Source organism: Streptomyces sp. NPDC053541 (assembly GCF_044544705.1).
Classification (GTDB): Bacteria; Actinomycetota; Actinomycetes; order Streptomycetales; family Streptomycetaceae; genus Streptomyces.
Window position 1 is genome coordinate 1 of record NZ_JBITXM010000002.1, and the last position, 23911, is coordinate 23911.

Consider the following 23911-nt stretch of genomic DNA (forward strand, 5'->3'; position numbering starts at 1 on the left):
GGTACTGCAGGGGGGACCCTGTGGGAGAGTAGGACGCCGCCGAACAATCTTTGTGGGAAAGCCCCGCACCGTATGGTGCGGGGCTTTTCTGCGTTCACGGCCCGGCTCACGACCCCGGCTTGCGACAGCGGGGCGTTAGCGGGGCGACAGCAGGACGGCAGGGGTGGCGGGGAGAGTGGTGGTGTGGCGCCGAGTCCGGGCGCCGACCGACCACTTGCACGGGGGAGAAGACCACCATGCGCAACACGCGTACGCACCGTAGGAACACCGCCCTGGCCGTCGCGGCCGTCGCCGCCCTTTCGCTGGGGCTGACCGCCTGCGGCGGGGACGACAAGGGGACCAGGGACGAGGGCGCCGCCACGCACGCGTCGGCGCCGGCGGAGGCGGGCGCCTCGAGCGGGTCGGGCACGGGGGGTTCGACCACCGCGGGCGGCGACGCCTCCGCCGCGCCGGGCAAGGCGGGCGGCACCAGCGGCTCCGGCGGCGGCTCCGCCGGCGGTTCCGCGGGTGGCGGCACCGGCACCGGGGCCAAGACCGCCGCCGCGGGCGGTGGGAAGACGCCGTCCTGCACCTTCCAGGACGTGCGGGTCACCGCGGCCAAGGCCGACGAGACGCCCACCGAGCACATCGTGCTGACGGCCGTGAACAAGTCCTCCCGCGCCTGCCGGCTCGACGGCTACCCGCTGATCGCCTTCGGCCAGATCCAGACCGCCAAGGACATCCCGGCCGTCGCCAAGAGCAAGCCCGCCGCCCCGGTCGTGCTCCAGCCCGGCGCTCCGGCGTACGCCAACGTGCGGGTGGTCCTCGGTGGCGTCCACGAGGACAACAAGGTCGTCGACTCCTTCAACGTGAACCTCTTCACCGGCACCGCGCCCACCGAGGGCAGCATCGTGGTCAAGGCACCGGCCGGAGGGATCGCCGTCGACGAGGCGGTCGCCAAGACCGGTTACTGGACGCCGGAACTCCGCAACGGCGCCGACGAGTTCTAGCCGACGTAACGGCCGGCCCGGACCCGCCGGCCGCGCCTGACGATCGGAGCAGCCCATGTCGTACCCCGAAGTCCGCTACCGCGGCGAGACGGGCGAGGTCAGTGCTTCCTACCGGCCTGCCGACACGCCTCCGGAGCTGGTCTCCCCGGGCGGCACCCGCACCCACTATCTGGCCACCACGGCCTCCACGGGCGGGGAGTTCGGGCTCTACCGGGTCGACATGCCGGCCAAGGCGGGCGGGCCGTCGACGCACTTCCACCGGACGATCTCGGAGACCTTCTTCGTCCTCGACGGAACCGTGCGGCTGTACGACGGGGAGCGGTGGGTCGACGCCGAGAAGGGCGACTTCCTGTACGTGCCGACGGGCGGCCTGCACGCCTTCCGGAACGACTCCGACGACCCCGCCTCCATGCTCCTGCTGTTCGCGCCCGGGGCGCCCCGCGAGGAGTACTTCGAGAAGGTGTCCACGGTGGCCGGCATGACCGAGGAGGAGCGGGCCGAGTTCTTCCTCAAGCACGACACCTACTGGACGGACTGAGCGGCCGGTGCGGCCGGGCCGGTCTTCGCGCCGGCGCCGCAGAGCGGGACCACCGTGGTGCCCGGTGTCCGCGGCGCCGCCCGTACGGCGGCCCAACAGGCCACTCCCGTCGGCTCCACGAACAGGCCGCGGCGGGCCAGGTCGAGCTGGGCGGCGCGGATCTGGTCCTCCGTCACGGTGCGGAAGGTGCCGCCGGAGGCGCGTACGGCACGCAGGACCTGCGCGGCGCGGGGCGGGGCCGGGATCGCGATGCCCTCGGCGAGAGTGGGGCGGGCGGCGACCGGCGGGCCGGTGAGCTCGTCGGCGCCCGCGTGGAAGGCGGCGGCGAGCGGGGCGACCGCCTCGGCCTGGACGGCGACGAGCACGGGGCGGCGGTCGATCAGCCCGTGGCCGTACAGCTCCTCGACGGCGAGGGCCGTGCCGAGCAGCAGGGTGCCGTTGCCGACGGGCAGGACGAGGGTGTCGGGCAGCCGGCCGCCGAGGTCCTCCCAGAGTTCGTACGCGTAGGTCTTCGTGCCGTGCAGGAAGTGCGGGTTGTGGACGTGCGAGGCGTAGAAGACGCCGGGTCCGTCGGCCGCGGCGCGGGCGGCTCGCGCGGTGTCCTCGCGGTCGCCGGGGACGACGACGGTGCGGGCGCCGTGGGCGCGGATCTGCTCCAGCTTCTTGGCGGAGGTGCCCTCGGGCACGTAGACGTCGCAGGCGAGTCCGGCCCGCGCGCAGTAGGCGGCGATCGCGGTGCCGGCGTTGCCGCTGCTGTCGGCGAGCACCGAGCGGGGGCGGAGCCGGCGGGCGAGTTCGGCGAGCATCACGGCGCCCCGGTCCTTGAAGGACAGGGTGGGGGTGAGGAAGTCGAGTTTGGCCGAAACGGTGTCGGTGAGCGGGACGAGTGGGGTGCGGCCCTCGCCGAGCGTGATGTGGGGGTGTTCGGTGGCCAGCGGCAGTGCCTCGGCGTAACGCCACAATGAATTCACACGGGACGGGAGGGAGTCCCGGGGCACCGGAGCGCTCGTGAAATCGAGGTCCCAGGGGCCGCGGCAGCGGGGACAACACCAGGTGAGGGTGGATGCGGGGGAGCGGACGTCGCAGCGCTCGCACACGTAGGTGGTCATGATCCCCAGGATGGCAGTGGTGTGACGCGAGCGTGTCAAGGCGCTCGGGGCTCTTGTGGGATTCCTATGGATCGGTCAATCTTTCGCCTGGCAGCCCGAGATGACGAGCGGCGCGGAACCCCCGTGTCTTACTTGTCATGTCCCTGTCGTATTGGTCGTGTGTGCGTCAGCGCGCCGGCCACGCCAGGAGCCCGGCGCCACGACCCCCACAGCAACGCACCACCTATGAGGAGGACCCCTCACATGTCCGTGATGCGTGACTCGCGGCGCAGAATCGCCGCGGCCGGTGCCATAGCCGTTGCGGCCCTCGCGCTCGGCTCCCTCTCCGCCCTCCCGGCCCAGGCCGCCGGGACCAGCGCCGAAGGCGTCATCCTGAACGCCGGCGCGGAGGGGACCGTCGCCAACAGCTACATCGTCACCCTGCGCGAGTCCGTCGCCCAGGCGGAGACCGCCAAGGGCCGGGCGGTGGCGACGAAGTTCGGCGCGAAGATCAAGCGGACCTACACGGCCGCGCTCAACGGCTACTCGATCGAGCTCTCCGAGGCGCAGGCCAAGAAGCTGGCCGCCGACCCGGCCGTCGAGAAGGTCAGCCAGAACCGGGTCTTCCACGTCGACGGCACGCAGCCCTCCCCGCCGTCCTGGGGCCTCGACCGGCTGGACCAGAAGGCCCTGCCGCTCAACCAGAGCTACACGTACCCGGACAGTGCGGGCCAGGGCGTCACCGCGTACATCATCGACACCGGCGTCCGCATCACCCACAGCGACTTCGGCGGCCGGGCCTCGTACGGTTACGACGCGATCGACAACGACAACACCGCGCAGGACGGGCACGGCCACGGCACCCACGTCGCCGGCACCGTCGCGGGCAACGCGTACGGCGTCGCCAAGAAGGCGAAGATCGTCGGCGTCCGCGTGCTCGACAACTCCGGCTCCGGCACCACCGAGCAGGTCGTCGCCGGCATCGACTGGGTGACCCAGAACGCGGTCAAGCCGGCCGTCGCCAACATGAGCCTCGGCGGCGGGGCCGACTCCGTCCTCGACGACGCCGTGCGCCGCTCGATCGCCTCCGGCGTCACCTACGGCGTCGCCGCGGGCAACGACGGGGCCAACGCCTCCAACTACTCGCCGGCCCGGGTCGCCGAGGCCATCACCGTCGGCGCCACGACGTCCTCCGACGCCCGCGCCAGCTACTCGAACTACGGCAGCATCCTGGACATCTTCGCTCCGGGCTCCTCCATCACCTCGTCCTGGAACACCAGCGACACGGCGACGAACACCATCTCCGGCACGTCGATGGCCACCCCGCACGTGGTCGGCGCCGCCGCCCTCTACCTGGGCGCCAACCCGACGGCCACCCCGTCGCAGGTCTCCTCGGCGCTCACCACCGCCGCCACGCCGAACGTGGTGACCAGCCCCGGCACCGGCTCGCCGAACAAGCTGCTGTACGTCGGCGACGGCGGCACCACCCCGCCGCCCACCGGCTCGCGCTTCGAGAACACCACGGACTACGCGATCAACGACAACGCGACCGTGGAGTCCCCGATCACCGTCACCGGGGTCTCGGGCAACGCCCCCTCCGGCCTTCAGGTGCCGGTGAACATCGTCCACACCTACATCGGTGACCTCCAGGTCCAGCTGATCGCGCCCGACGGGACGGCGTACACGCTGAAGGCCTTCGGCACCGGCGGCAGCGCGGACAACATCAACACCACCTACACCGTCAACGCCTCCTCGGAGGTCGCCAACGGCACGTGGAAGCTGCGGGTCACGGACAACGCCAACTGGGACACCGGGCGGATCGACTCCTGGGCGCTGCAGTTCTGACGCCCCCTGAGCGCGGATTCACCCGGTGACGAGGGAGCGGCCGCCCACGCGGCCGCTCCCTTCTCCGTCCCCTCACCACCCCTACGGCGTCGGCTCGGCCACCCAGCCAGCCGACAGGACCAGCCGCGAGGAGCGGTGCACGGCCAGGAAGCCGAAGGGCCGGTCGAGGGCCAGGTCCACCGCCCGCACCCGGTACGTCAGACGCGGGCGGCCCGCGCCGGCGCGCGTGGCCACCGCCGCCACCGAGGCCGCCTCGAAGCCCTGCGCGCCGAACCGGGCGGCGGCCGCCTGGCGGGCCTGCTGGACGGCGAGCGGCGGGCGGTCGGCGATCCCCGGGAAGTGCCCGCGGCCGGCGTCCCGGGCCGTCGTGAGGCCGAACACCCCGTGCAGGTCGAGGAGATCGTGCTCGGCGGCCAACGAGAAGGGCGGGGTGCACACGCGCAGCCGGGGATCCGACGTGACGCTCGACTCCTGGGCGATCCGGAGCCCGGGGCCCGGTTCGCCGAGCGGCAGCACGTCTGCCGGTACGGCGGTGACGGCGCCGGCCAGCACGTCGAGACCGCCCCGCAGCACCGCCCCGGCGGACGCGTCCTCCGTCCCGAGCAGCAGGTGGACGTCGACACCGGTGTCCCCGAGCACCCGCAGGACCGTGAGCGGACCGGCGGCGGTCCCGGCCACCCCGACCCGGTCGAGCAGCGCGGTCGAGCGCCGCAGGGCGGTGAGCCGGCGTCCGGCCCAGGGGCCGCGTTCCGGGGTCGTCACGCTCTCCCAGAACGGGCGCAGCCACGTCGTGCGCACCGCCTGCGCGGCGGCCAGCACCAGAAGCGTGTCCTCGTCCACGGTGACCGGCAGCTCGCGGACCAGGCCGTCCGTGTGCTCCGCCGCCCAGGCGTCGAGCAGCTTCCGGCTGTCGTCGGTGCCGCTGCCGCCGGCCCCGAGCCGACCGAGGGAGCCGCCCGGCAGGCCCGTCGCCCAGGCCTCGCGCAGCGCCACCTCGGGCCGGACCCACAGGCCGATCGCCGCGCCTGCCCCCGGGATCCGGGCGAGGGCGGCGAGGAGTTCGCGGGCCGTCTCCGCCGCCGCCGAGGCCGGGACGCCGAGCGCGTCCGCCAGCTCCTCGCGGGCCGGACCGGCCGCGCCGTCCGCCAGGAAGGCGAGCAGCGGCCAGACGCCGCAGGCCGAGAAGACCGTGCCGGGGGCCGCATCCGCAGGGATGCCGGGTGCGGGTGCGGGCGAGGGCGCGGAGGAGGGCGCGGGGGTCGGGAGGGCGGCCGCCCAGCGGGCCGCGAGCCCGTTGACCGCCCGTACCGTCGAACCCCGCATGTCGCCCCCGTCCCCGGACCGCGTACGATGCGCGCGCCCGTTCGATTCCTTGAAGTCGAAGCCGTGAATCCGGTTCCCTGGAGCCCCGCCCTCGGTGTCCCGCGAGGATCGCCGCCGCCGAGAGCCCCGTCCCTTCCAGGAATCCCGCCCCAACAGGAGCACCGTACTCGTGGACCCCTTCCAGCCGCCTCAGGATTCGCCCTCCCCGGAGCAGCCCCCGACGCCGCCCGGTCAGGGGTTCGGCCCGCAGGCGCCGGGGCCCGTGCCCGGGCCGTACGCCGCGCCCGGGCCGTACACCTCGCCGCCCGTCGGACCGTACGGACCGTACGGACCCGGCATGCCCGGCCCGTACGGGATGCCGCGGCAGTCCACCAGTGGTCTGGCGGTGGCCTCGATGGTCTCCGGCATCGTCTGCTGTCTGCCGCCGCTCGGCCTGGTCCTCGGCCTCATAGCCCTGCCGCGGATCAGGAAGCAGCAGCAGAAGGGCACGGGCATGGCCGTCGCCGGCATCGTGCTCTCCTCGCTCGCCACCCTCCTCGTGGTCATCGGCCTGGTGACGGGTGGGGTCGGCGACTTCTGGCGGGACTTCAAGAAGGGCATGGACGAGGCCGCGGCGGAGCAGTCGACGCTCTCGCTGCACAAGGGCGACTGCTTCCGCATCAAGGGCAAGCTGGAGACGTACACCTCGGACGTCGACACCGTGCCCTGCACCACCCCGCACGAGGGCGAGGTCACCGGCAGCTTCAAGGTCGCCGGCTTCACCGAGTGGCCCGGCGAGGACGCCATCGACAAGCTCGCCGAGGGCCGCTGCGACCGCATGAACACCGCCTACGCGCTCGACACCTGGGCCGTGCCGGAGGAGGCGCTGGTCTACTACTACATCCCCAGCCGGCAGAGCTGGCGGATCGGCGACCGCACGGTGACCTGCGCCTTCGCGACCGAGGACGCGCCCTTCACGCGCTCCCTGCGCAGTGACGCCAGCACCCTCGACGCCCATCAGCTGCACTTCCTGCGCACCATGAACGCGATCGACGACGTCATCGCCGAGGAGCCCGACGAGGACGCGGACGCCGACCTCGCGGCCAACAAGGCCTGGGCCGCCAAGATGCACAAGGCGGTCACGTCGGCCGGTACCGGCCTGCGCGGCCACACCTGGTCCGGCGACTCCGCCGCGCCGGTCGCGAAGCTGGCCGACCAGCTCGACAAGGCCGCGAAGAAGTGGCAGCGGCTGGCCACGGCCGCCGACTCGGACGCCTACTGGACGGACTACGAGGACGCCTTCGACGCCCTGTCCACCGACTTCGAGTCGGAGTCGCGCTCCTCGCTCGGCCTGACCGGGACCCTGGAGGACAGCGGCGGCGAGAACGTCTGACGGGCGTCTCCGTACGCATCGGGGCCGGGTCTCACGAAGAGACCCGGCCCCGTGCCGTACGCGCGCGTGCGCCCGGCGGATCGGCCGGTCGGGCCGTGGCTCAGCGGCGGCCGCCGAGGACGCCGTGCACGGCCGTGATCAGCCGGCCGTCGGGGGTGTCCCCGTCGAGCGACCAGAACATCGCGCCGCCGAGGCCGCGGGCCCGGACGTACGCCGCCTTGGTGCGCAGCACCTGCGGGTCGTCGTAGGTCCACAGGGTGGTGCCGTCGAAGAGCCAGGCGTGGCCGCCCCGGCGGTCCCGGTGCACGGTGTACGCGCCGGAGTCGGCGAGCTTCCGCAGCGCCTCGTAGTCCTCCGAGCCCGCGGCCCAGGTGCCGGGCGCCGGGCCGGTGGCGGGCCGGCCGAGGCCCGTGCCGCCGCCGCTGACGCCGGTCCAGCCCTGTCCGTAGAAGGGCATGCCGACGACGAGCTTGCGGGCGGGCGCGCCGCGCCGCAGCCAGTCGTTCACCGTCTGGTCGACGCTGAAGTCGCCCTCGGGGGCGAAGAGCGCGGACTGCTGGGCGGTGGTGGACTCCCAGCTGCCGTGGAAGTCGTAGCCCTGGAGGTTGACGAAGTCGAAGTCGCGCATGATCTGCGCGACCTCGAAGCCGGCGTCGATCTTGGCGGGTGCGGTGGGCACGAACGCCGAGAGCTCGTAGTGCTTGCGCGGCTGCCCCTCGGGGGCCTGCTGCGTGCGCGCGTGGGCGTCGAGCTGGGTGCGGAACTCCCGTACCAGGGCGGTGAAGTTCTGCTTGTCCTCCGGGCGGAAGACGGTGTCCGCGTCGCCCGCCGAGCCCGGCCACTCCCAGTCGATGTCGATGCCGTCGAAGAGGCCCGCCGCCGCTCCGGCGCCACCCCGGGCGCCGTCCACGGGGAGGTTGCCCTTGATGTAGAGGTCGATGCAGGAGGAGACCAGGGCCTTGCGGGAGGCCGGGGTGCGGGCGGCGTCCGAGAAGTGGGTGGACCAGCTCCAGCCGCCCAGCGAGATCATCACCTTCAGGCCGGGGTGGCGGGCCTTGAGCTCGCGCAGCTGGTTGAAGTTGCCGGCCAGCGGCTGGTCGGCGGTGTCGGCGACGCCGTCGACGGATCCGGCGGCGTCGAGCGGGCGGACGTAGTCGGCCCAGGCGTCGGCCTCGCCGGGGACGTTTCCGGTGAAGCACCGACCGTCCGGACCCACGTTGCCGAAGGCGTAGTTGATGTGGGTCAGCTTGGCGGCGGTGCCGCTCGTCTCCAGGTCCTTGACCTGGAAGTTCCGTCCGTAGACGCCCCATTGGGTGAAGTAGCCGACGCGCTTGTGGGCGGGCTTGGCGGCGGACTGCGGGGCGTGCGCGGGAGCGGTGTCGTGGGCGGGCGCCGCGCCGGCGGCGGGCGCGAGGGTGCCGAGGAGGCCGAGCAGGCCGAGGGGGAGGGCGGCGAGGGACAGCCGGGAAAGGGTTCTTCGACGCATGAGCGCGAACGTATTGGTCTGGACCATTAACGTCAAGGATTCCGACGGGAGTTCGGTGGCTATACCTGCGAAAAGGGGCCGCGTAAAGGTAAGTCATCACATCGGGTGAAACTCTGGCCCATGCTTGCGGGCGTACACCCTCGGTTGTCAATCTGTAGCTGACAGTCAAGCTGAGGGGAGTGTCCAGTGACGTTCGGTGAGCAGCCCGCCTATCTGCGGGTGGCGAGCGATCTCCGCGAGAAGATCGCCAACGGCTCGCTTCCCCCGCACACCCGGCTCCCCTCGCAGGCGCGGATCCGGGAGGAGTACGGGGTCTCGGACACCGTCGCACTGGAGGCGCGCAAGGTCCTCATGGCCGAGGGACTGGTCGAGGGCCGCTCCGGCTCCGGGACCTATGTGCGCGAGCGCCCCGTGCCGCGCCGGATCGCCCGCTCCGGATACCGGCCGGCCGGCGGCGCCAGCCCCTTCCGCCAGGAGCACGCGGGCGAGGGAGTGCGCGGCACCTGGGAGTCGACGAGCGAGCAGGAGCCGGCGAGCGCCGAGGTCGCCGCGCGGCTCGGCATCGAGCCCGGCGAGCGCGTGATGCGCACCCGGTACGTGTTCCGGGACGGCGGCGAGCCGATGATGCTGTCCACCTCGTGGGAGCCGCTCGCGGTCACCGGCCGGAGCCCCGTGATGCTGCCCGAGGAGGGGCCGCTGGGCGGCTGCGGCGTCGTGGAGCGGATGGCCGCGATCGACGTGGTCGTGGACAACGTGGTGGAGGAGGTCGGCGCCCGGCCCGGGCTCGCGGAGGAACTGATGACCCTGGGCGGGGTGCCCGGCCACGTGGTGATGGTGATCGAGCGCACCTACTACGCCTCGGGGCGTGCCGTGGAGACCGCCGACGTGGTCGTCCCGGCCGACCGCTACAAGGTGGCGTACCACCTGCCGGTGCGCTGAGCCGGTGCGCTGAGCGCAGGGAGGGGCGGGGGCTCCGGCGAGGGGCCCCGGTCCATCGGGGGGCGGGGGAGGGGGCCCTCCCCTTCCGTCCGACCGCTGGGCGGTGCCCGCCGTCCGGGAGGGTTCACGCGGAGTTGACGCGGTGTCCGGTCCCGTAACCGCCGGGCAACGCCGTGCCGCGACGGTTCGTCACGCGCCGCTCCTACCTTCCCCGTCCGTACCCGCATCCCGGCCGGACGAGAGGGACCCCATGACGGACACGGTCGCCCGTGACACCTCGGCGGCGCAGGCGGCGCCACCGCCCCGCCGCCGCTACGCGAAGCTCGCCGCCGACGAGAGCCGCGAGGACTACTCGCTGCGCTACGCGCCGCACTCCTTCCGGCGCTGGTCGCCGGGCACCGTCGCGGGCACCGCGCTCGGCGGCATCGCCTACCTCGCCGACTTCGCCATCGGCGCGTCGATCGTCTTCACCTACGGCTTCACCAGCGGACTCGCCTCGATCCTGACCGCGGCCGTGATCATCTTCCTCACCGGCATCCCGATCGCCCGCGCCTGCGCCCGCCACGGCCTCGACATGGACCTCATCACCCGGGGCGCCGGCTTCGGCTACTTCGGCTCGACCCTCACCTCGCTCATCTACGCCTCCTTCACCTTCATCTTCTTCGCGCTCGAGGGCTCGATCATGGCCCAGGCCATGCACCAGGCCGTCGGGCTGCCGCTCCCGGCCGGATACCTGCTCACCACGCTGGTCGTGATCCCGATCGTCTTCCGCGGCATGGGCGCGCTCGCCAAGGTGCAGGCCTGGACCCAGCCGCTGTGGCTGATCGGCCTGGTGCTGCCCTTCCTCGTCCTCGCCTTCGAGGCGCCGGGGGCCTGGGGCGCCTTCACCTCCTTCGGCGGCACCGAGGGCGCGGGCGCCGGCTTCTCCTGGATCGGCTTCGGTCTCGGCACCGGCGTCGCCCTCTCGCTCATCGCCCAGATCGGCGAACAGGCCGACTACCTGCGCTTCATGCCGGCCAAGACGCCGGAGAACGCGCGCCGCTGGAACCTCGCGGTGCTCGCCGCCGGCCCCGGCTGGGTGGTGATCGGCGCGGCCAAGCAGCTCGGCGGCGCGTTCCTCGCCTTCGTCGCCCTGGAGGCCGTCGGCACGACCCACGCCCTGGAGCCGATCGCCCCGCAGATCGAGGCGCTGAAGCCCTGGCTCGGCTCCTTCGCGCTGCCCGCAGCCGCGCTCTTCGTGATCGTCTCCCAGATCAAGATCAACGTCACCAACGCCTACAGCGGCTCGCTGTCCTGGTCGAACTTCTTCTCCCGCGTCACCCACCGCCACCCGGGCCGGGTCTGGTACATCTTCCTCAACCTCGCCATCGCGCTGACGCTGATGGAGATGAACATGTTCGCCGCCCTGGGCAAGCTGCTCGGCTTCTACTCCAACGTCGGCATCGCCTGGATCGCGGCCGTCGCCGCCGACCTCGTCATCAACAAGCGGGCCGGGTGGAGCCCGCCGTACATCGAGTTCAAGCGGGCCTACCTGTACGCGGTGAACCCGGCCGGATTCGGCGCCATGGCCGTCGCCTCCGTGGTCTCGATCCTCGCCTTCTTCGGGGTCTTCGGCCGCTACGCGGAGGCCTTCTCCACCTTCCTCGCCGCCGGTCTCGCGCTGGTGCTCTGCCCGCTCATCGCCTGGGCGACGGAGGGGAGGTACTACCTGGCCCGGCCCAACCCGGTGGTGGGGCCCTCCGCCACGGGCGACGCCGACGAGACGGCCACCCTGGAGTGCGCGGTGTGCGAGACCGCGTACGAGCTGCCCGACATCGCCGACTGCCCCGCCCACTCCGGGCCGATCTGCTCGCTCTGCTGCTCGCTCGACGCCGGGTGCGGCGACCTCTGCCGCAAGGACCCGGCCGCCGCCGGACCGGTCCTGCTGCCGCTGCCCACCGTGCCCAAGGCCGGCTGAGCGCCCTCCCGCGACCGCTGAACCGCCGTCACCGGCGGGCCGGGCGCGGGGCGGGCGCGGGCCGGGTGCGGGGCGGGCGCGGCGTGGGCGTCGGGTCGCGAGCCCCGTGCCGTACCGGAGAACCTCCCTCCGCCGGTTGTTACTGGCCAGATACGTATCTCTTTGTGAAAACCCGTATCCGCTGCGTAAAGGTCAGGCGTAAGGTCAGGCATATGCGCATTGCGGTTTCCAGGAGATCGTGGGACATGGCCGGACCGGCGGAGGGAGCAGCGCGATGACCGACAGCGGTCCCGACCTTGCCTGGCTCGTCATACGGCAGGACGACAACGGCAACCGCTACCGCGTCGGCCGGTACGCGACCGAGGACGAGGCCCGGAAGGTCGCCGACAGCCTCGACGACCGCGGGCACAAGCAGCTCTACTGGGTCGAGCGCGTCGGACAGCCGGCGCTCTGAGCGACGGCCCCGGGGCGATCCGGGGTGATCCGGGGGTGACCCGGACGGCGCTTTCGGCCGCCCGGGTTACGCTCCGGCCCATGACCGAACACCGCACCACCGACCCCGTCGTGGTCGTCGCCGGCGCCCTGTACGACGGCGGCCGGCTGCTCGCCGCGCGCCGCAGCGCGCCCGCGGAGCTGGCCGGCCGCTGGGAGCTGCCCGGCGGCAAGCTGGAGCCGGGGGAGAGCCCCGAGGAGGCCCTGGTCAGGGAGTTGCGCGAGGAGCTCGGGGTGGAGACCGAGGCCGTCGAGCGGATTCCCGGCGAGTGGCCGCTCAAGCCCGGTTACGTCCTGCGGGTGTGGACCGCCCGGCTGCTCTCCGGCGCGCCCGAGCCGCTGGAGGACCACGACGAGCTGCGCTGGCTCGCGCGCCACGAACTCGACACCGTCGACTGGCTCGACCAGGACCGCCCCGCCGTCGCCGAGGCCGCCCTCCGGCTCCCGGCCGCGCCGCCCGAGGTCCCGTAGCCGAAGCGGGCGGGCGGCCCGCGGGCGCGGTGCGGGCCCGGGCGCCGGGGACGAAGCGGACGGTTCCGGGGAGGGGCGCGGGCCCGCGGAGGGCGCGCGGGGCGGGGGACCTACGCCGTTCGTGCCTCCGTGCGCCGACGGCTCCGTCCGGCGGGATATCCCGCTCAATATTTCGGGTATGTCGTGATTAACCCCCCGAAATAGGACGTGGGCCTCGTGATCGACACCGAAGGCGACTGCGCCGAGTGGCACTTTCCCGCGGAGGCCAACGCCGTGCGCACGGCCCGCCACGCGGTCCGTGACACCCTTCGGGCCTGGCGGCTCGACCACGTGATCGGCGACGTCACCGTCCTGCTCGTCAGCGAGCTCGTCACCAACTCGCTCCGTTACGCCTCCGGCCCCATCGGGGTCCGGCTGGTCCGCCTCGGCCCGGACGGGACCGGCCCCGGGCACGGTCCCGCGCTGCTCGTGGAAGTCTCCGATCCGCTTCCGGACAAGCCCACCGAACGCCCCGCCGGACCCGACGACGAGGGCGGCCGCGGACTCCAGCTCGTGGCCTGTTCCGCGCGCCGCTGGGGCACCCGCGCGGGGCACGACGGGAAAACCGTGTGGTTCGAGCTGGCCCTCCCTGGTGAGTAAAGAGGGTGGGACGACGATCAGCGGGACTCGGCCGGAAACGAACGAGACCACCCTGTGATCGTGAACGTCGTGCCGTCGGGGGCCGTGGTGCTTAATACTTCGGTCATGGCCGGTCCGGTGCGGTGAGCTGGAGGGGACGGTCGCGTGAGCGAGATACCTGAGACGCCGAGTGGTGTCCTGTGGCAGAGCAGCCCGCCCGGGTCGATCTACGACTACATCCGGGTCGCCTCCTTCTCGATCGGCCCCGACGGGCTGGTCGACCAGTGGAGCAGGCGTGCGGTCGAGCTGTTCGGCGTGACCGCCGAGGACGCCAGGGGCAAGGACCCGGTCGAGGCCTTCATGCCCGCCGACCTGCGCGATCGCGGCCACCGCAAGGTCCGGGAGATCCTCGACGGCAGGGAGTGGACGGGCCTCGTCCCGTTCCGGATCCCCGGGGACGGCCCGCGCGGCGCGCACGGGACGCCGGGGCCGCAGGGGACACCCGGGACGCACGGCATCGCCGAGATGTACGTGATGCCCAGCGAGACCCAGAGCGGTGAGCGGGCCGCCCTTTGCATCGTCGTGGACGTCCGGGCGCTGCGCCGGATCGAGACCGACCTCGCCGCCTCGCAGGCCATTTTCGGCCAATCCCCCTTCGGCTTTCTGCTCTTCGGCACCGACCTCACCGTCAAGCGCGCCAACCGCCGCTTCGCCACCGTCTTCGGGGGCAACGCCGACGACCACCGCGGCCGCACCGTCCACGACTACCTGCCCCGCCCCGAGGCCGACCGGATGACCGCCGCCCTCCGCAAGGTCCTGGACACCGGGGAGTCCGTCACCGACCTGGAGATCGTCGGCGCCGCCCCCGGTGCCAAGGACCGCCGCCACTGGTCCATCAACCTCTACCGGGTGCACAGCGGCTCCGGCCGCCCGATCGGCGTCGCCGGCCTCGGCATCGACGTCACCCGCCGCCACAACGCGGCCCGCGAGGCCGCCAGCGCCCGCCGCAACCTCGCCCTCCTCAACGAGGCCGGCGCCCGCATCGGCAACACGCTCGACCTGGAGGCCACCGCCCGCGAGCTGCTCGACGTCACCGTCCCCGGCTTCTGCGACCTCGCCGCCGTCGACCTCTACCAGGGCCTGCTGACCGGCGACGAGGCCCCGCCGGGCCGCTGGGGCAGCCCGCAGGACGTCGGTTACGGCTCCGGGAGCGCCGAACTGCGCCGGGTCGCCGTCGCCAGCACCGTACCCGACCACCCCGTACGCGTCGGCAAGCCCCGCACCAGCGGCGACGACGCCCCCGCCGGTCCGGGCACGCCGGCCGCCGGCCCGGCCGGCCCCGCCCCGCACACCGGCGGCGAGCTGTGCTGCGACGAACAGCCCATCCAGGTCGGCGCCGTCCACCGCTACCCCTTCAACTCGCCCTGCGCGGGCGCCCTGCGGACGGGCCGGGTGCGCACCGTCCCGGGCGCCGAGGGCAGCCTCGTGCAGTCCACCCTGGTCGTGCCGATGGTCGCGCACGACACCGTCGTCGGCCTGGTCCAGTTCTCCCGGGTCAAGGGCAGCGAGTCCTTCGGCGAGCGCGACCGCGCCCTGGCCGTCGAACTCGCCGCGCGCGCCGCCGTCTGCATCGACAACGCCCGCCTCTACCGGCGCGAGCACGAACGCGCCCTCATCCTCCAGCGCAGCCTGCTGCCGCCCGGCGACCCCGAGGCCGCCGGACTCGACATCGCCTGCCGCTATCTGCCCGGCACCGTCGGCTCCGAGGTCGGCGGCGACTGGTTCGACGTCATCGAACTCCCCGGCCACCGCACCGCCCTGGTCATCGGCGACGTCATGGGCCGCGGCCTGCGCGCCGCCGTCGCCATGGGCGAACTCCGCACCGCCGTGCGCACCCTCGCCCAGCTCGACCTCGAACCCGCCGAGGTGCTCTCCCACCTCGACGAGATCGCCCGCGGCCTCGGCGCCCCGGCCGGCGCCCAGCAGTCCGGCCGCGCCCACAAGGCCCGCGGACCCGAGCTCTCCGAGGTCTACCTCGCCACCTGCGTCTACGCCGTCTACGACCCGGTCACCCGGCGCTGCGCCTTCGCCAACGCCGGCCACCTGCCGCCGGTCCTCGTCGAACCCGACGGCCGGGCCCTGCTCCTCGACGTACCGCCGGGGATGCCGCTCGGCGTCGGCGGCGAGCCCTTCGAGGAGGTGCAGGTCGAGCTGCCCGAGGGCGCGCTGCTCGCGCTCTACACCGACGGGCTCGTGGAGTCCCGCGACCATCCGCTCGACGAGGGACTGAGCGCCTTCCGCAGCGCCCTCACCAACCGGGGCCGGCCGCTGGAGGACGTCTGCGACCACGTCCTGAACACCCTCGACACCCGGCACGGCGAGGACGACATCGCCCTGCTGATGGCCCGTATCCAGGGACTGCCCAGCGAGGCGGTCGGCGACTGGCGGCTGCCCAGGGAACCGCGCTCGGTCGGCCGGGCCCGCGAACTGGCCCGCGCGCAGCTCACCGCCTGGGAGCTCGAACCCCTGGTGGACACCGTCGAACTCCTCGTCAGCGAGCTGGTCACCAACGCCCTGCGCTACGGCGAGGGCGAGATCCGGCTGCGGCTGCTGCGCGACCGCACCCTGGTCTGCGAGGTGTGGGACGCGGGCCTGGTCCAGCCCCGGCGGCGCCGGGCCAAGGACACCGACGAGGGCGGGCGCGGACTCCAGCTCGTCGGTCTGCTCAGCGCCGCGTGGGGCTCGCGCCGCACGCCGCGGGGCAAGACCGTCTGGTTCGAGCTCCAGCTGCCGGACGGCGACGGCACCGCGGAGCCGACGGTCGACCAGCTGCTCAGCATGTTCTGAACGCCCCGCCGGCAGGCCGGGGCCCGGGCCCAGGGCCCCGGCTCAGCCCTTGAGGGCGGCGAGCCGGGCCTCGATCTCGGCCTGGTCGCCGAGCGCGTCCAGCTGCTCGAACTGCGCGTCCAGGGAGGAGGCGGCGAGCTCCTGCTTGCCCAGGGCCTTCGCCTCCTCGCGGCGCACCTTGTCCTCGAAGCGGCTCAGCTCGCTGGTCGGGTCGAGCACGTCGATGTTCTCGACCGCGTCCATCATCGTGTTCTGCGCCTGCGCGGACCTGGCCCGGGCGACCAGCTCGTCCCGCTTGGCCTGGAGCTCGCCGAGCTTCGCCTTCATCTGGTCGAGGCCGGCCTTGAGCCGGGCCACGACCTCCGTCTGGGCGGCGATGGTCGGCTCGGCGGTCCTCGCCTCCTTCTCCGACTGGAGCTGGCGGCCGAGCGCGACCTTGGCGAGGTTGTCGAAGCGGTCCGCCTCGGCCGTTTGCCCGCCGGCCCGCAGCTCGTCGCCCTTGCGGCTCGCGGCCAGCGCCTTCTCGCCCCACTCCTTCGCCGCGGCCACGTCCTCGGCGTGGTCCTGCTCCATCAGGCGCAGATTGCCGATGGTCGCGGCCACGGCCTCCTCCGCCTCCGCGATGTTGTTCGCGTAGTCGCGGATCAGCTGGTCCAGCATCTTCTGCGGGTCCTCGGCCTGGTCGAGGAGGGCGTTGATGTTGGCCTTCGCGAGCTGGGTGACCCTGCCGAGGATGGTCTGCTTGCTCATGTCGTTCATCTCCTTGCGGGGTGCGGGGTGCGGGGGAGGGGTGGGGGTACGGGGTCAGAAGCGGCCGCCACCGCCCAGCCGGCCGCGGGTGCCCCCGCCGCCGAAACTGCCGGGGCCGCCGCCGAAACCGCCCCCGATGCCGCCCGAGCCTCCGGAGCCGCCGCGGTACGGGCCTCCGCCGCCTCCGCCGCCGAACAGGCCGCCCAGGATGATGCCGCCGAGCACCGCGCCGCCGAGGCCGCCGCTCCCGGAGCCCGCGACGCCGCCGGTGGCACCGCCGAGGCCGTTGGGGTTGCCGTACCGGCGCACGTCCTGCTCGGCGAGGTCCTGGGCGCGCCGGGCGAGGGCGTCGGCCTGCTGGGCCTCGGTCAGGGCGACGGCCGGGTCCCGCGGGGCCAGCTCCTCGGCGCGGGCGAGGCGGCGCTGTGCCTCGGCCAGTCGGGTGCGGGCCTCGGCGCCGACCGCGCCGCGGTGCGTGGTCACGTAGTCGGCGGCGGCGCCGATCGCCGAACGGGCCGTCAGCAGGGTCTGGTCGAGCAGAGCGCGGGCCCGCCGGTCGCCCGACTCGCGCTCCCGGGCGCCGGCCAGGGCCTCGTCGAGCGCGGTGTCGGCCTCCTCGACCCGGCGCAGCGCGTCGATCGGGTCGTAGCGGCCGGACTCCATCGCCGTGCGCACCGCGGTGAGGACCGACTCCGCGCGCCCGATCCGGCCGCGGAGGTCCGCCGTCGGCACGCCTTCCGCGGTGCCCTCCAGGAGGCCGCGGGCGTCGGCGAGGTCGGCCTCGGTCTCGGTGAGGGCGCCGGAGAGCCTGCCCACCGCCTCGGCGAGTTCCTGGGCGCGCCGGTCGACCGCCTCGATCAGCCGGGCCGCCTGGTCGACGGCGCCCTCGGCGGCCCGGATCTGCACGGCGGCGCCGCCGTTGTCGCCGCCGTCGAGCAGCTGCCGGGCCCGGTTGACGGTGGTGGTGGCGAAGACCAGGCGGTCCTTGGCCTGTTCGACGTCGTCGGAGACGGGGGCGGCGGCGGAGTCGGTGTAGCGCTCGCGCATCGCGGTCAGCGCCGCCTCCGCGCTGCCCACCCGGCCGGTCTGCTCGCGGAACGCGGCCTCCACGGCGGCGAGCGCCTCGGGGGCGGTGCGCTCCAGGTCGCGCAGCCGGTCGAAGGCGGCCGACTCGGTGTCGAGGCGCTCGTTGGCGTCGGCGCAGCGCCGCAGGATCTCGTCCAGCATGGCGCGGCGGGTCGCGTCGTCCTCGGGGAAGGCGTCGTCGAGCTGCTGGCGCAGCCGGAACGCGGCCGTCAGCTCGTCCTGCGCGAAGGCCACCGCCGCCGTGAAGGGCTGGACGGCCTCGTCGCCGAACTGGGCGGTCGCGAAGCCGAGTTCCTCCTGGCTGGTGCGGACGGCGTCGTCGGTGGCGACCAGTTCGGTGCGGGCCCGGCGGTCCAGCTCGTCGAGGGAGGGCTGCCCGGGGGCCGGGGCCGGGCCCCAGCCCTGGGTGGCGGCGGGGGTGGTGCGGGTCCGGGCGCGGCGGCGGCGCTTGGTGTACGCGTAGGCGGCGACGGCTCCCGCGCCGCCGACCAGGACCACGGGCAGGACGAGGTCGGAGGCGGAGGTGGAGTCGTCGGAGGAGCCGCCGCCGGGGTCGGCCGGGCCGGGGGTGAGGGCGGGGGTGGGCACGGGCCGGCCGGCGAGCACGGCGGTGTAGCCGTGGGCGGCGCCGATGGCCGCACCGGCCCAGTCGTTCCGCCGCAGGGCGGGCTCGATCGCGGTGCGGGCGACCTCGTCCAGCTGGGCCTGTGTGAAGCGGGAGCCGGGGTCGGCCGAGTAGCCGTACTGGCGGTCGTGGGTGGCGACCGCGAGCAGGACGTCGTCCTGGCCGAGGCCGTTGCGTTCGGCGGTGGCGTCGGCCCAGTCCTGGGCGGCGCGGCCGGAGAAGCCGCGTACGTAGACGACGAAGAGCTGGACGCGGCGGGCGTCGTAGAGGCCGTCGAGGGCCCGGACCACCTCGGGACGCCGGTCGCCGAGCGCGTCGACCCGGTCGGTGATCTGGCCCTCGCGGGACAGCACGACGGGGTCGTCGGCGTGGGCGCCGGGCAGGGCGGGCACGACCAGCCACCACGTCGCCACCAGGATCGAGAGCAGGGCTCGGGCGGCTCTTCGCGTCACATGAGGGAGGTTATGTCCCGCTTTGCGGGGCCGCGACCGGGGGAGCGGTGGGGGAGCGACGAGGGGACGACGGGGTTGGGGCGGTGGGGTTGGGGCGGTGGGGCGGGGCTTGGGCGAAACCATTCTCCACAGGCTTGCGTCACTGTCAGTAATCGTCGCTACGGTGGTGGCAGTGAAGGAAAGAGGACGACGTGACGACTCTCGGGGGGACCGGGTGACCGGACGGTGGAAGCGGGTGTGGCGGCGGGGCCGCTGGTGGGTCCTCGGACTCGTCCTGGTGCTCGTCGTGCCGGTGCTCGTGGCGGGCACGGCGCTGCGCCTCACCTACGCGGGCGAGCCGCGCCAGGACGCGAAGAGCCGCGGCAAGGACGCGATATGGCTCGGGCACGCCTGGGTGGACGGGCGCAAGAAGGACGCCGACCTGGCCGCCTTCGCCGCCCGGATCAAGGGCACCGGCATCCGCGACCTGTACGTGCACGCCGGACCGCTCGAACACGACGGCACGCTCCCGGCCGCCCGCCACCCGCGGGCCCGCTGGCTGGTCGACGGGGTGCACCGCACCATGCCCGGCATACGGGTGCACGCCTGGCTCGGGGACGTCCTCGCCACCGAGGGCCCCGACGGGCTGCGCCTTGAGGACGCCCGCACCCGGGCGGCCGTGGTGACCTCGGCCCGGCAGGTCCTCGACGCCGGCTTCGAGGGCGTGCACTTCGACCTGGAGCCGCTGCACTCCGACGACGCCGACTACCTCTCCCTGCTCGACGACCTGCGCGGGCTCACCCGCCCGCGCAAGGCACCGCTGTCGGTCGCCGCGCACCAGATAGACCCGCTGCCCGCCGCGCACGCGGTGCTCGGCGCGCTCTCACCGGACGGCAGCGAGAAGTGGTGGTCGCAGGAGTTCTTCGGGCAGGTCGCCCGCCGGGTGGACCAGATAGCGGTGATGTCCTACGACACCTGGATGCCGCTGGAGGGGCTGTACGGCGGCTATGTCGCCCAGCAGACCGCGCTCGCCCTGGAGGTCACCCCGGAGGACACCGATCTGCTCATGGGGCTGCCCTTCTTCCACGAGGACGACCTCGGGCACCACGAGTCGGCCGAGACCGTCGCCGCGGCGGTGCGCGGCGCGCGGCTCGGCCTGGGGCGCACCGACCCGGACCGGGAGCGCTTCGGCCTCGCGCTGTACGTGGACTTCGCCGCGGAGGAGGGGGACTGGCGGGCCTACCGGGAGGGCTGGCACTGACCGGCGGCGGTCAGGAGCCGCCCCGGCGCCGGATGCGGTCGCCCAGCCACACGACCGGGTCGTACCTGCGGTCGACCACCCGCTCCTTCATCGGGATCAGGGCGTTGTCCGTGATCCTGATGCCCTCGGGGCAGACCTCGGTGCAGCACTTGGTGATGTTGCAGTAGCCGAGGCCGTGTTCCTCCTGGGCGGTGCGGCGGCGGTCGAGGCCGGACTCCGCGGCGGCGTCGAGGGGGTGCATGTCGAGTTCGGCGATGCGCATCAGGAAGCGGGGGCCGGCGAAGACGGCCTTGTTCTCCTCGTGGTCGCGGACCACGTGACAGGTGTCCTGGCACAGGAAGCACTCGATGCACTTCCGGAACTCCTGCGAGCGGTCCACGTCCTGCTGCGCCATCCGGTACTCGCCCGGGGCGAGTCCGGCCGGCGGCACGAAGGCCGGGATCTCCCGCGCCTTGGCGTAGTTGAAGGAGACGTCCGTGACCAGGTCGCGGACGACCGGGAAGGCCCGCAGGGGGGTGAGGGTGACGGTCTCGTCCCGGTCGAAGACCGACATCCGGGTCATGCACATCAGGCGCGGACGCCCGTTGATCTCGGCCGAGCAGGAGCCGCACTTGCCGGCCTTGCAGTTCCAGCGGACGGCCAGGTCGGGGGCCTGGGTGGCCTGGAGGCGGTGGACGATGTCGAGGACCACCTCGCCGTCGTGCACCTCCACCGTGTAGTCGGTCAGCTCGCCGGAGCCGGCGTCGCCGCGCCAGATCCGGAACCTCGCGTCGTACGTCGTCATGACCCCAGCTCCTCCTCGGCGAGGTACTTGGCCAGCTCCTCCTTGTCGAACAGGGCGAGCAGGTCGGGCCGGATGGGCTCCGTCCGGACCCGTTCCAGGGCGATGCCCTCGCCCTCGGTGCGGCAGAGCAGGTTGACCGGGCGCCAGGAGCGGTCCATGCCCGGGCGGTCCTCGCGGGTGTGGCCGCCGCGGGACTCGGTGCGCTCCAGGGCGGCACGGGCCACGCACTCGCCGACCAGCAGCATGTTGCGCAGGTCGAGGGCGAGGTGCCAGCCCGGGTTGAACTGCCGGTGGCCCTCCACGGAGACCCGCCGGGCCCGCTCGCGCAGGGCGGCGATCCGTTCGAGGGCCTCGGTCATCTCGGACTCCCGGCGGATGATGCCGACCAGGTCGTTCATGGTCTGCTGGAGCTCCTGGTGCAGGGTGTACGGGTTCTCCCGGGGCTCCCCGCCGGCGGTGCCGTCCCCGTCCCCGCCCCCGCTCCCGTCGCGGAACGGGGCCAGCGCCTCCGCGCGGGCCGCCGCCACCGCCTCCTCGGCGGCCTCGGGGGCGCCGGACTCCGCCGTGCACCGGGCCGCGTACTCGGCCGCGTGCAGCCCGGCCCGGCGGCCGAAGACCAGCAGGTCGGAGAGGGAGTTGCCGCCGAGCCGGTTGGAGCCGTGCATGCCGCCGGCGACCTCGCCGGCCGCGAAGAGACCGGGCACGCCGACCGCGGCGGCGGACTCCGAGTCGACGGCGACGCCGCCCATGACGTAGTGGCAGGTCGGCCCGACCTCCATCGCCTCGGCGGTGATGTCGACGTCCGCGAGCTCCTTGAACTGGTGGTACATCGAGGGCAGCCGGCGCCGGATCACCTCGGCGGGCATCCGGGTCGACACGTCCAGGAACACCCCGCCGTGCGGGGAGCCGCGGCCCGCCTTCACCTCGGCGTTGATCGCCCGGGCCACCTCGTCGCGGGGCAGCAGCTCGGGCGGCCGGCGGTTGTGGTCCGGGTCCTCGTACCAGCGGTCGCCCTCCTCCTCCGACTGCGCGTACTTCTCCTTGAAGACCTCGGGCACGTAGTCGAACATGAACCGCCGGCCCTCGGAGTTGCGCAGCACCCCGCCGTCGCCGCGCACCGACTCCGTGACGAGGATCCCCTTCACCGACGGCGGCCAGACCATCCCGGTCGGGTGGAACTGCACGAACTCCATGTTCACCAGCGGCGCCCCGGCGAGCAGGGCGAGGGCGTGCCCGTCGCCGGTGTACTCCCAGGAGTTGGAGGTCACCTTGAAGGACTTGCCGATGCCGCCGGTCGCGAGGACGACCGCGGGCGCCTGGAGGACGAAGAAGCGGCCGGTCTCCCGCTCGTAGCAGAAGACCCCGGCGACCCGGCCCGTGGCGTCCTGGAGGATCCGGGTGACCGTGCACTCCTGGAAGACCTTCAGCCGGCCCTCGTGGTCGCCGGTCTCCCGGAAGTCCTCCTGCTGGAGGGCGACGGTCTTCTGCTGGAGGGTGCGGATCAGCTCCAGGCCGGTGCGGTCGCCGACGTGCGCGAGCCGCGGGTACTCGTGGCCGCCGAAGTTGCGCTGGGAGATCCGCCCGTCCGCCGTGCGGTCGAAGAGCGCGCCCCAGGTCTCCAGCTCCCAGACCCGGTCGGGGGCCTCCTGGGCGTGCAGCTCGGCCATCCGCCACTGGTTGAGGAACTTCCCGCCGCGCATGGTGTCGCGGAAGTGGGTCTGCCAGGAGTCGTGCGGATGGGCGTTGGCCATGGCGGCGGCGATGCCGCCCTCCGCCATCACCGTGTGGGCCTTGCCGAAGAGGGACTTGCAGATCACGGCCGTCCGGGCGCCCCGCTGCCGGGCCTCGATCGCCGCGCGGAGGCCGGCGCCGCCGGCGCCGACCACGATCACGTCCCACCGCTGGCGTTCCACAGGAGTCATGTCAGAAGAACCTCGGGTCGTCGAAGGCGCCGGTGGCGAGCAGGTACACGTACAGGTCGCACAGGGCGACGCTGAGGAGCGAGGCCCAGGCGAGCCGCATGTGATGGCGGTTCAGCCGGCCGACCCAGGTCCAGAGCCGGTAGCGGACGGGATGCTTCGAGAAGTGCCTGAGCCGGCCGCCGACGACGTGCCGGCAGGAGTGGCAGGACAGGGTGTACGCCCAGATGAGGACGATGTTGACGAGGAAGACCAGGGTGCCGAGGCCGGCGTGGCCCCAGGCGTAGTGCTCGTCGCGGAAGGTCAGCACGGTGTCGTAGGTGAGGATCCCGGCGACCGGCAGGGCGAGGTAGAAGAAGTAGCGGTGGAGGTTCTGCAGGATCAGCGGGAAGCGGGTCTCGCCGCTGTACGTGCGGTGCGGTTCGGCCACCGCGCAGGCCGGGGGAGAGGCCCAGAAGCCCCGGTAGTAGGCCTTCCGGTAGTAGTAGCAGGTCAGCCGGAAGCCGAGCGGGAAGACCAGGATCAGCAGCGCGGGCGACAGGCCCCACCAGCTGCCGAAGAGCTCCCAGTTGGGCCCGCCGCGCATCGGGACGCAGTTCTCGGCGAGGCAGGGCGAGTAGAAGGGGGAGACGTAGGGGGCGGCGTAGTAGTGGTCTCCGGCGAAGGCCCGCCAGGTCGAGTACGCGACGAAGGCGAGCAGTCCGGCGACGGTGGCGGCGGGCGCCAGCCACCAGCGGTCGGTGCGCAGATGGCGGGCGGAGAGGGAGGCGCGCCCGGGCGAGCGCACCCCCGTCGCCGCCGCGGGGGGTTCGGTACCTGTGGCCAACAGGGCCTCCTCGGCTCTACGGCGCGTGGCGGTCGCGTGCTCCCAGGCCCTCGTCGTCGGTGTCCGTCCACTTCTGGGAGTCGTACGGGGCGTCGGGGATCGTCACCATGCTCTGGGCGCGGCTCCCGGTCGGCGCGCTGCGCGAGGTCCGCTCGGTCCCGACGCGGCGTTCCAGTTCCTCGACCGTGTGTTCCAGGTCCTGCAGGCGGCGCTTGACGGCCGCCAGGTCGTCCTGAACGGACATGGTTGCCCTCACTTCCGCGA

General features: G+C 73.4%; 20 protein-coding genes. 11 read left to right on the forward strand and 9 right to left on the reverse strand.

Annotated elements, in window-relative coordinates; translation table 11 throughout:
- The first annotated feature begins 236 nt into the window (after positions 1-236).
- Positions 237-989 (forward strand): DUF4232 domain-containing protein, encoded by a 753-nt coding sequence (locus tag ACIGW2_RS04140; RefSeq protein ID WP_391656281.1) that lies wholly within the window; start codon positions 237-239, stop codon positions 987-989.
- A gap of 55 nt (positions 990-1044) precedes the next feature.
- Positions 1045-1527 (forward strand): cupin domain-containing protein, encoded by a 483-nt coding sequence (locus tag ACIGW2_RS04145; RefSeq protein ID WP_356073859.1) that lies wholly within the window; start codon positions 1045-1047, stop codon positions 1525-1527.
- Here ACIGW2_RS04145 and ACIGW2_RS04150 read toward each other — a convergent pair.
- Complete coding sequence (locus ACIGW2_RS04150; protein ID WP_399840965.1) at positions 1512-2636, reverse strand: threonine synthase; 1125 nt, start codon at positions 2634-2636, stop codon at positions 1512-1514. The genes ACIGW2_RS04145 and ACIGW2_RS04150 overlap by 16 nt on opposite strands.
- A 243-nt stretch (positions 2637-2879) precedes the next feature.
- On the opposite strand from ACIGW2_RS04150, the gene ACIGW2_RS04155 reads away from it, so the two are divergent.
- Entirely contained in the window at positions 2880-4460 is a 1581-nt protein-coding gene (locus tag ACIGW2_RS04155) for a S8 family peptidase (RefSeq protein WP_361590115.1), read from the forward strand.
- A gap of 81 nt (positions 4461-4541) precedes the next feature.
- Here the strand turns inward: ACIGW2_RS04155 and ACIGW2_RS04160 are convergent, their stop codons facing one another.
- Positions 4542-5783: a serpin family protein gene (locus ACIGW2_RS04160; RefSeq protein ID WP_399840968.1), complete on the reverse strand. Its 1242-nt coding sequence runs from the start codon at positions 5781-5783 to the stop codon at positions 4542-4544.
- Positions 5784-6120: 337 nt separating this feature from the next.
- Here ACIGW2_RS04160 and ACIGW2_RS04165 point away from each other — a divergent pair, with 337 nt between their 5' ends.
- Positions 6121-7155 carry a DUF4190 domain-containing protein gene (locus ACIGW2_RS04165; protein ID WP_399840970.1) on the forward strand — a complete coding sequence of 345 codons (1035 nt, stop codon included), beginning with the start codon at positions 6121-6123 and terminating at the stop codon, positions 7153-7155.
- 100 nt (positions 7156-7255) lie between these two features.
- On the opposite strand, the gene ACIGW2_RS04170 is transcribed toward ACIGW2_RS04165, so the two are convergent.
- On the reverse strand, positions 7256-8641 hold the full coding sequence (locus ACIGW2_RS04170) for a glycoside hydrolase family 18 protein (RefSeq protein ID WP_399840972.1): 1386 nt from the start codon (positions 8639-8641) through the stop codon (positions 7256-7258).
- Between the two features lie 186 nt (positions 8642-8827).
- Between ACIGW2_RS04170 and ACIGW2_RS04175 the strand changes: the two genes are divergently transcribed.
- The 6 genes from ACIGW2_RS04175 (at position 8828) to ACIGW2_RS04200 (ending at position 15965) form a co-directional block, all read left to right on the forward strand.
- Complete coding sequence (locus tag ACIGW2_RS04175) at positions 8828-9580, forward strand: GntR family transcriptional regulator (RefSeq protein WP_361590104.1); 753 nt, start codon at positions 8828-8830, stop codon at positions 9578-9580.
- 250 nt (positions 9581-9830) lie between these two features.
- The gene (locus ACIGW2_RS04180) at positions 9831-11537 is read left to right on the forward strand and encodes a purine-cytosine permease family protein (protein ID WP_399840974.1); all 1707 of its coding nucleotides are present in this window, start codon (positions 9831-9833) and stop codon (positions 11535-11537) included.
- A 274-nt stretch (positions 11538-11811) separates the two neighbouring features.
- Positions 11812-11991, forward strand: a complete 180-nt coding sequence (locus ACIGW2_RS04185) for an SPOR domain-containing protein (protein WP_361590099.1) — start codon at positions 11812-11814, stop codon at positions 11989-11991.
- A gap of 80 nt (positions 11992-12071) precedes the next feature.
- On the forward strand, positions 12072-12500 hold the full coding sequence (locus ACIGW2_RS04190) for a (deoxy)nucleoside triphosphate pyrophosphohydrolase (protein WP_391656273.1): 429 nt from the start codon (positions 12072-12074) through the stop codon (positions 12498-12500).
- A 216-nt stretch (positions 12501-12716) separates the two neighbouring features.
- Positions 12717-13139, forward strand: a complete 423-nt coding sequence (locus ACIGW2_RS04195; RefSeq protein WP_361590093.1) for an ATP-binding protein — start codon at positions 12717-12719, stop codon at positions 13137-13139.
- A gap of 144 nt (positions 13140-13283) precedes the next feature.
- Positions 13284-15965, forward strand: coding sequence for a SpoIIE family protein phosphatase (locus ACIGW2_RS04200; protein WP_399840978.1), 2682 nt, complete (start codon positions 13284-13286; stop codon positions 15963-15965).
- A gap of 42 nt (positions 15966-16007) precedes the next feature.
- Here the strand turns inward: ACIGW2_RS04200 and ACIGW2_RS04205 are convergent, their stop codons facing one another.
- Complete coding sequence (locus ACIGW2_RS04205; RefSeq protein WP_391656271.1) at positions 16008-16715, reverse strand: PspA/IM30 family protein; 708 nt, start codon at positions 16713-16715, stop codon at positions 16008-16010.
- Between the two features lie 54 nt (positions 16716-16769).
- Positions 16770-18878 (reverse strand): TPM domain-containing protein, encoded by a 2109-nt coding sequence (locus ACIGW2_RS04210; protein ID WP_399840980.1) that lies wholly within the window; start codon positions 18876-18878, stop codon positions 16770-16772.
- Between the two features lie 214 nt (positions 18879-19092).
- On the opposite strand from ACIGW2_RS04210, the gene ACIGW2_RS04215 reads away from it, so the two are divergent.
- Entirely contained in the window at positions 19093-20118 is a 1026-nt protein-coding gene (locus ACIGW2_RS04215) for a hypothetical protein (protein ID WP_391656269.1), read from the forward strand.
- Between the two features lie 10 nt (positions 20119-20128).
- Here ACIGW2_RS04215 and ACIGW2_RS04220 read toward each other — a convergent pair whose 3' ends face one another.
- The 4 genes from ACIGW2_RS04220 to ACIGW2_RS04235 are packed head-to-tail and all read right to left on the reverse strand — an operon-like array spanning position 20129 to position 23891.
- A complete protein-coding gene (locus tag ACIGW2_RS04220) occupies positions 20129-20902 on the reverse strand; it encodes a succinate dehydrogenase/fumarate reductase iron-sulfur subunit (RefSeq protein WP_391656268.1) in 774 nt (257 codons plus the stop codon).
- Positions 20899-22824: a fumarate reductase/succinate dehydrogenase flavoprotein subunit gene (locus tag ACIGW2_RS04225; RefSeq protein ID WP_399840983.1), complete on the reverse strand. Its 1926-nt coding sequence runs from the start codon at positions 22822-22824 to the stop codon at positions 20899-20901. The genes ACIGW2_RS04220 and ACIGW2_RS04225 overlap by 4 nt, the downstream gene beginning before the upstream one ends.
- Position 22825: 1 nt before the next feature.
- The gene (locus tag ACIGW2_RS04230) at positions 22826-23647 is read right to left on the reverse strand and encodes a hypothetical protein (protein WP_399840984.1); all 822 of its coding nucleotides are present in this window, start codon (positions 23645-23647) and stop codon (positions 22826-22828) included.
- Between the two features lie 16 nt (positions 23648-23663).
- The gene (locus ACIGW2_RS04235; protein ID WP_361590070.1) at positions 23664-23891 is read right to left on the reverse strand and encodes a hypothetical protein; all 228 of its coding nucleotides are present in this window, start codon (positions 23889-23891) and stop codon (positions 23664-23666) included.
- Positions 23892-23911: the final 20 nt, after the last annotated feature.

Coding starts and splice junctions, on each gene's coding strand:
- ACIGW2_RS04170 (WP_399840972.1), bottom strand. CDS start 8,641: ATGCGTCGAAGAACCCTTTCCCGGCTGTCCCTCGCCGCCCTCCCCCTC.
- ACIGW2_RS04155 (WP_361590115.1), top strand. CDS start 2,880: ATGTCCGTGATGCGTGACTCGCGGCGCAGAATCGCCGCGGCCGGTGCC.
- ACIGW2_RS04145 (WP_356073859.1), top strand. CDS start 1,045: ATGTCGTACCCCGAAGTCCGCTACCGCGGCGAGACGGGCGAGGTCAGT.
- ACIGW2_RS04190 (WP_391656273.1), top strand. CDS start 12,072: ATGACCGAACACCGCACCACCGACCCCGTCGTGGTCGTCGCCGGCGCC.
- ACIGW2_RS04165 (WP_399840970.1), top strand. CDS start 6,121: ATGCCCGGCCCGTACGGGATGCCGCGGCAGTCCACCAGTGGTCTGGCG.
- ACIGW2_RS04185 (WP_361590099.1), top strand. CDS start 11,812: ATGACCGACAGCGGTCCCGACCTTGCCTGGCTCGTCATACGGCAGGAC.
- ACIGW2_RS04225 (WP_399840983.1), bottom strand. CDS start 22,824: ATGACTCCTGTGGAACGCCAGCGGTGGGACGTGATCGTGGTCGGCGCC.
- ACIGW2_RS04180 (WP_399840974.1), top strand. CDS start 9,831: ATGACGGACACGGTCGCCCGTGACACCTCGGCGGCGCAGGCGGCGCCA.
- ACIGW2_RS04140 (WP_391656281.1), top strand. CDS start 237: ATGCGCAACACGCGTACGCACCGTAGGAACACCGCCCTGGCCGTCGCG.
- ACIGW2_RS04150 (WP_399840965.1), bottom strand. CDS start 2,636: ATGACCACCTACGTGTGCGAGCGCTGCGACGTCCGCTCCCCCGCATCC.
- ACIGW2_RS04205 (WP_391656271.1), bottom strand. CDS start 16,715: ATGAGCAAGCAGACCATCCTCGGCAGGGTCACCCAGCTCGCGAAGGCC.
- ACIGW2_RS04235 (WP_361590070.1), bottom strand. CDS start 23,891: ATGTCCGTTCAGGACGACCTGGCGGCCGTCAAGCGCCGCCTGCAGGAC.
- ACIGW2_RS04160 (WP_399840968.1), bottom strand. CDS start 5,783: ATGCGGGGTTCGACGGTACGGGCGGTCAACGGGCTCGCGGCCCGCTGG.
- ACIGW2_RS04220 (WP_391656268.1), bottom strand. CDS start 20,902: ATGACGACGTACGACGCGAGGTTCCGGATCTGGCGCGGCGACGCCGGC.